7 protein-coding genes are annotated in these 7560 nt (G+C 27.2%); 3 read left to right on the plus strand and 4 right to left on the minus strand.

The genetic code is table 11. The annotated features are described in order from the left end of the window. Positions 1–240 precede the first annotated feature (240 nt). Positions 241–1239 carry a ferrochelatase gene (gene hemH, locus Q1J76_RS11540; protein ID WP_300370517.1) on the minus strand — a complete coding sequence of 333 codons (999 nt, stop codon included), beginning with the start codon at positions 1237–1239 and terminating at the stop codon, positions 241–243. 213 nt (positions 1240–1452) lie between these two features. On the opposite strand from hemH, the gene Q1J76_RS11545 reads away from it, so the two are divergent. The 3 genes from Q1J76_RS11545 (at position 1453) to Q1J76_RS11555 (ending at position 4646) form a co-directional block, all read left to right on the plus strand. Further along, positions 1453–2904 (plus strand): catalase, encoded by a 1452-nt coding sequence (locus Q1J76_RS11545; protein WP_300370505.1) that lies wholly within the window; start codon positions 1453–1455, stop codon positions 2902–2904. 174 nt (positions 2905–3078) lie between these two features. After that, complete coding sequence (gene dapF / locus Q1J76_RS11550) at positions 3079–3918, plus strand: diaminopimelate epimerase (protein ID WP_300370507.1); 840 nt, start codon at positions 3079–3081, stop codon at positions 3916–3918. Between the two features lie 170 nt (positions 3919–4088). Next, complete coding sequence (locus Q1J76_RS11555) at positions 4089–4646, plus strand: lytic transglycosylase domain-containing protein (RefSeq protein ID WP_300370509.1); 558 nt, start codon at positions 4089–4091, stop codon at positions 4644–4646. Positions 4647–4685: 39 nt separating this feature from the next. Here the strand turns inward: Q1J76_RS11555 and flgG are convergent, their stop codons facing one another. From flgG to Q1J76_RS11570, 3 genes are all read right to left on the minus strand, one after another. Next, positions 4686–5480 (minus strand): flagellar basal-body rod protein FlgG, encoded by a 795-nt coding sequence (flgG, locus tag Q1J76_RS11560; RefSeq protein WP_300370511.1) that lies wholly within the window; start codon positions 5478–5480, stop codon positions 4686–4688. A 322-nt stretch (positions 5481–5802) separates the two neighbouring features. Further along, positions 5803–6846: an AAA family ATPase gene (locus Q1J76_RS11565; RefSeq protein WP_300370513.1), complete on the minus strand. Its 1044-nt coding sequence runs from the start codon at positions 6844–6846 to the stop codon at positions 5803–5805. A 3-nt stretch (positions 6847–6849) separates the two neighbouring features. Then, positions 6850–7353, minus strand: coding sequence for a BatD family protein (locus Q1J76_RS11570; protein ID WP_300370515.1), 504 nt, complete (start codon positions 7351–7353; stop codon positions 6850–6852). Between the last annotated feature and the right edge of the window lie 207 nt (positions 7354–7560).

The raw sequence follows: 7560 nt of genomic DNA on the forward strand, positions 1-7560 counted from the left end.
TGCTTCAGCCTGCTCCATAAGCATTCTTACATCAGCATAAAATTCTTCCAACTTTTTTTCTAAATCCATAAAAATCCTTATATTATAAATTGAAATAAATGAAGTTATATCATAAATAATTTTAAAGTAAATAATGAAAATAAGAATATTTTAATACTCATTGTTTTATTATATCATTATTTACTTTAAAAAGTCTGATACTTATTACTTTATGAATGTAAAAAAAGTTATTTATATTTTTTAAACTATTTCTTTATTATAATATATATTTTGATAAGTATTAGCATTATTAGAAAGTTCTATTATAGTTTTTACAAAATTTATATTATCATTCAAGCATGGGCATAATATAAAGTCTTTAATATTATATTCATTTAAAGCTTCTTCTCTGTATTCAATATCTATTTCATAAATGGTTTCAGAATTATCTATTGTGAATGCTAGCGGATATATTATTAATTTTTCTCCACTGTATTTTTTTATTGTGTCTATAGTAGAAGGTCCTATCCATTCAACTTTTCCTATTTTTGACTGATAAGAAAGTACAATATCTTTGAAATTTATTCCTTCTTCATATAATTTTTCTTTTAATATTTTTACATTTTCATTGCATTCATATTCATAAGGATCACCTTTATCAGCATACATTTTAGGTATTGAATGTGCTGAAAATATTAATATATATTCTTCTGGATTTTTATTTACTATGCTGCTCTTTATTAGTTCTATTATTGAATCATTATAATAATTATTGTCATAGTATCTGTCTATTATATTTATTTGAGGATTATATTTTAATTTTTTTATAGCTTTATAAACGCTTTCTATTGATGATTTTATAGTAACTTCGGAATATTGAGGATACATACTAAATAATGTAATTTTATCCATACCTTTTTCTTTTAGTTCTTTTAATACATCATATGCATATGGATAATTGTAATTCATAATATATTTATATTCTATGCGATTATCCAATTGATTTAATTTGTTTACTAAATTTTCTGTATAATCATTTATTGGAGATTTTCCTCCTATAGCTTCATAATGTCTTATTACATTTTGTTTTATTTTTTTTATGATTTTTTTTCCTATCATGCCTCTTATAAAATTGTTCTTAATATTTAGTATGTAATAATCATTAAACATATTAACTAAGAAAGTGTTTATTTCTTCTATATTTCTGGGTCCTCCCATATTCAAAAGAATAGCTGCTTCTTTTTTGTTTATTAAATTCATCATAACAATAATCCTTATTAATAATATTTATTAATAAATAATATATCTTTTTTAATTATTAGTCAACAATTTTAATATTTTTAATATAATTTTTTATTTTAGTTTATAATTTTTTTAATATTTCATAAAAAAAGTCATTAATACTCTTGAAATAAAACATTGTATTTAGTATAATATATTTATTGATAAGAAATACTATTAAGGAGTTTATAAATGTCTAATAAAAAATTAACAACTGAATTCGGGGCTCCCGTTGAAAATAATCAGCATTCTATGACAGCTGGTAAAAGAGGACCAATGCTTTTACAAGATGTATGGTTTATGGAAAAAATGGCTCACTTTGACAGAGAAGTTATACCAGAGAGAAGAATGCATGCTAAAGGTTCAGGAGCTTATGGTACTTTTACAGTAACTCATGATATAACAAAATATACTAAAGCTAAAATATTTTCTGAAATTGGAAAGAAAACTGAATTATTCGTAAGATTCTCTACAGTAGCAGGCGAGAGAGGAGCCGCTGATGCTGAGAGAGATATCAGAGGATTTGCTATTAAATTTTATACAGAAGAAGGAAACTGGGATTTGGTAGGAAATAATACTCCTGTATTTTATTTTAGAGATCCTTTAAAATTCCCTGATTTGAATCATGCTGTAAAGAGAGATCCTAAAACTAATATGAGAAGTGCTCAAAATAAATGGGATTTCTTAACTTCTTTACCAGAAGCTATTCACCAAATAACTATAGATATGAGCGACAGAGGTATACCTTACAGCTATAGACATATGCATGGATTCAGCAGTCATGCTTATAGTTTCATAAATAAAGAAGGACAAAGATATTGGGTAAAATTCCATTTCAAAACTCAGCAGGGTATTAAAAATTTAACAGATCAGGAAGCAGAAGCAATAATAGCAAAAGACAGAGAAAGTTCTCAAAAAGATTTATTTAAAGCTATTGAAAGCGGAGATTTCCCTAGATGGAATATGAAGATTCAGATAATGACTGAAGAACAGGCTAATGCAAGTAAAAGAAATCCATTTGACTTAACAAAAACTTGGTCACAGAAAGAATATCCACTAATCGATGTTGGAGTATTGGAATTAAATAGAAATCCTGAAAACTATTTTGCTGAAGTAGAGCAATCAGCATTCAGCCCTTCTACAATAATTCCTGGTATCGGATTCTCTCCAGACAGAATGCTTCAGGGAAGATTATTCTCTTATACTGATACACAAAGATATAGATTGGGTGTTAACTATTCAAGCATATCTGTAAATGCACCTAAATTTAAAGCTAATACTTATCATAGAGATGGATATATGAGAGTAGAGTCTAATGGTTCTAAAGTAGAGTATGAACCAAATTCTCAAGGTGAGTGGAAAGAGCAGAAAGAATATGCTGAGCCTCCTATGAAAATTTACGGAGATGCTTATAGATACGATCATAGAGAAGATGATGATGACTATTACACAGATCCAAGAGCATTATTCAATCTTATGACAGATGCACAAAAACAAGTATTATTTGAAAATACAGCAAGAGATATGAATGGTGTTACTAAAGAAGTACAATTAAGACATATTAAAAACTGTATGAATGTAGATAAAGCTTATGGACTTGGAGTTGCTAAGGCTTTAGGCTTTGATGAGAAAGATATAAAATAAATAACCAAATAATATAAATTAATAATAGATATATATAATATAAATAATCAAATAAATTATAATCTCTAAAGTATAGCTAATATTTTATTTTTTAATATATTAGCTATATTTTTTAGTATTTACTTAATTTAATTTATATTATAGAATGTACATAAATTATTCGAAGGTTTTATTATGACTTTATCATTTACCAAAATGCATGGCATAGGAAATGATTATATTTATGTAAATTGTTTTAAAGAAAAATTCACTACTGAAGATGCTGCTAAATATTCTCCTATATTAAGTAATAGAAATTATTCTGTAGGATCTGATGGTGTTATACTCATAATGCCTAGTGATAAAGCTGATGTACAAATGAGAATGTTTAATGCTGATGGAAGTGAAAGTGAGATGTGCGGCAATGGTATAAGATGCGTTGTAAAATATGCATATGATAAAGGAATCACTAATAATAACCCTATGAAAATAGAAACATTAAGAGGTATATTAGAGGCCCAATTATTTGTAAAAGGAGGAGAAGTTGATACTGTAGAGATTAGTATGAGTTCTCCTATACTTGAAGGTCTTAAAATACCAACAACTATAGATAAAACTCCTATTATCGATGAGCCTATAGTATTTAATAATAAAACATATTATTTTACAGCGGTATCTATGGGAAATCCTCATTGCGTTATATTTATTGATAATGTTTCTGATATGAATATTGATGATATAGGAAGTTATATAGAAAATAATAGTATATTCCCAAATAGAACTAATGTAGAGTTTGTAGAGATTATAAATAGAAGAGAGGTAAAGCAGAGAACTTGGGAGAGAGGAAGCGGTGAAACTTTAGCCTGTGGTACTGGTGCTTCAGCGGTATGTGTTGCTGGATTTATCTCTAAAAGAACTGATAATATTATACTTAATCATCTTTTAGGAGGAGATTTGGTTTTGAGATATGAAAATAATACTGTTTTCATGAAAGGAGAAGCCAGATACTCTTTTGAAGGCTCTGTAATATTATAAATATTTTTATGTAAAAATAGAAATTCTATTTTAGAAATTAATCTAAAAAATATTTTTTTTCTGCTGACATTAAAAAAAAAAATGTTAAATTAAGAATATAACTTTATATTGATTTTATTATTAACTGGTTTATACTAAAAGATAGGAGATTATAATTTAACAGGAAGTTTATGAAAAGAACAGTTATAATATTAGTTTTATTTCTATGCAATCTTAATTTGGAAACACATAGTTTTAATATCAATGATTATTCTTTTCCGTCAAATGATTGGGTTACTTTAATCAAGGATGTTGCTAATCATTATAAGCAGGATTTTTGGTTTATAAAAGATGTTTTTGATATTTGTAGCAATTATGATGTTGATCCGCTTTTAATGGTTGCTTTAATCAAGGTAGAAAGCAGTTTTATTCCTACAGCTTTATCTAGGAAAAATGCTTATGGGTACTGTCAAATAACTCCAATAGCTAATAAAGATGTTGACCCTATATTAAATAGATATAATCCAAGAGATAATATTATATTGGGTGTAAGATTTATAGACAAACTATTAGATAAATTTGAGGGAGATATTGTAAAAACTCTTAGATACTATAATGCTGGAAATTCTTATGATGTATATGGTGAATCTTATGCTGAAAGTATACAATATGAATATGATACTATGATCAAGCTTTATCTGAAAGAGGGAAGTTCATACGGATCTATATATAGAAAAGAGGCCTTTTAAAGCCCCTTTATCTATTACTAGTTATGTTATTTTAATTAATTATCTTTTTAAGTTTACAACAGTAGCAAGTAAATTATCGCTTGTTTGTACTGCTTTAGAGTTCATTTCATAAGCTCTTTGTGCTACAATCATATCAACCATTTCGTCAACTACTTTAACATTAGACATTTCTACAAAGCCCTGATGTATTCTAGGAAAACCATTAGCACCAGGTTCACCTTCAAATGCTGGACCGCTTGCTATAGTTTCTTTATATAAATTATCTCCTATAGATAAAAGTCCTGGCTGATTAATGAATCTATGCAAATTGATTTGTCCTATTTCTACAGGATCATTTTCATCACCTATTTTTACGCTTACAATTCCTTCTCTTGATATGCTTATCTGTTCAACCAAGAAATTTTCAGGGAATACTATTTCTGGAACTAATCTGTATCCATTAGAAGTAACCATTTGTCCATTAGCATCAATCTTGAAAGAACCATCTCTTGTATAAGCAACACTTCCATCAGGCATTAATACTTGGAAAAATCCTTCTCCTTCCAATGCCAAATCGAGTTTATTTCCAGTAGCCTGTAAAGAACCTTGATCAAACATCTTTTGAGTAGCTGCACTTTTAACACCTAAACCTGTTTGAAGTCCTACAGGTGTTACAGTATCCTCTGTAGCAGGAGTTCCTTGTATTTTTAAGTTTTGATATATTAAATCTTCAAAATCAGCTCTTACTTTTTTATATCCTATAGTATTAACATTTGCAAGGTTATTAGCTATAGTATCAGTTTTGAACTGCATACCGTTCATACCGCTTGCAGCTGTCCATAAAGAACGTACCATATAATACACTCCGTAATTTTATTGATATTATATTCTCGGTAATTATCAAAATTGCTTTATAGAATTTATATAAAAAATATTATGTTAATTTCTTTAAATGCTGTTTTAATAATAGAATGATTTAAAATATAGAAAATTAATACTATATTAAAAAATATATGATTTTATTAAAAATATATCCTTTTAATTCTTCTACTTTATATATTATAAGTCATGATATAACTAACAATAATGAAATTCTTATTTAAGAAAAATTTTATAATAAAAAAGCCAGATTAAATTAATAATCAGGCTTCAAAAAAAATGTCAAAATCTATAATTTTTAAGGCACATTAATATTAGCAAGAAGACTTTCTATTATCATATCACTATTAACATTTTCAGCCTGAGCCTCATAGCTAACGCTTATTCTATGCCTTAATACCTCATAAGCAACAGCTCTAATATCTTCAGGCATAACAAAACCTCTTCCCTGCATCATAGCATTTGCCTTTGCAGCTTTAGTCAAATATATACCTGCTCTTGGAGAAGCTCCGTATTCTATATATTCACTTTGAAGTTTATAATCTTTAGGGTTTCTTGTAGCATCTATAATGTTCACTATATAATCAATTAATCTTTCTTCTATATGTATTTGATGGGCTAATTTTCTTAATTTTTCTATAGTTTCTATTGTAGTTATAGCATTTAATGAAGCTGGCTTTGAAGATGACATATTTTTTATTATAGTTTTTTCTTCGCTTTTAGTAGGATATTTCACTATTACTTTAAGCATAAATCTATCCACCTGAGCTTCAGGAAGAGGATATGTACCTTCCTGTTCTATTGGGTTTTGTGTGGCAAGGACTAAAAATACATCTGGAAGTTTATAAGTTTTATCTCCTATAGTAACTTGATGTTCTCCCATAGCCTCTAAAAGAGCTGACTGTACTTTAGCAGGAGAACGGTTTATCTCATCTGCTAATATTATATTAGAAAATATAGGTCCTTGTTTAGGAAGAAATACGGAATTTTTAATATCGTAAATTTCTGTACCAACTATATCTGCAGGAAGTAAATCAGGAGTAAACTGTATTCTCTTATAGCTTGCATCTATTGTACTTGCCAATGATTTTACAGTTAAAGTTTTAGCAAGTCCTGGTACTCCTTCTAACAATACATGACCATCACATATAATACCTAGAAGAAGTTTATCTATCATATTTTCCTGACCGATAATCACTTTTTTAATTTCATTCTTAATAGCATTTACAACATCAAGTGCCATTTTTGATGCTTCAGATATAACCTGCAAATCTTTACTTGCATTACTTATCTCATTACTAATTTCATTTGTGTTTTCACTGTTATTTATATTATCTGACATGTATTATTCCTTATTTTTATTTTCAAAGTTTTTTTTATTGAATTTATATTGATCTCTTATGAATTTATAAATTAGGAATGCAATGAATATTATAATAACCCATTGTCCTACCATAATTAATATAAACCAAGAATTGAATACTCTTATATTATATCCGCCTATCATCTGTTCTTTAGGTACTAAACTATTTCCGCTTTCAACATTATAATATCTTGCTTCCAATTCAGGTATTTTTAATTTACCGCTTCTTACAGGTTTCATAGTATATATTATTTTGCAGCTCATAGTTGGAATTTCATTTTCTTTATGAACTGTTTCTATCTCAACCTTTTCATTAATAACTTCAAAATCACTTATGGCATTTGTATTAATTCCTTCAGCTTTGAATTTATCAGCATCGCCTGTATAATTAATAGTATATTCTAATTTCTGCCATATATATATGCTTTTCTTATTAATTTTTTCTTCTACTATAACTAATGGGTACAAAGTATTTGCTATTATCATTATTAAAAAAATATAGTATTTAATCATTGAAGTAGATTATATAAAAATATAAAAAAAGTCAATATATAAAATTATTCATCATTGCACGGGAGCCAGAGATATTTCCTTTAAGTATTCCTTATTTTTTTGAAGTATAACATAGGAGTATCATAATTTAAAGCGGAATGTATTCTTTTATGATTCCAAAAATTATTATATTTTATTAAT

This window comes from Brachyspira sp. (assembly GCF_029258575.1).
Taxonomy (GTDB): domain Bacteria; phylum Spirochaetota; class Brachyspiria; order Brachyspirales; family Brachyspiraceae; genus Brachyspira.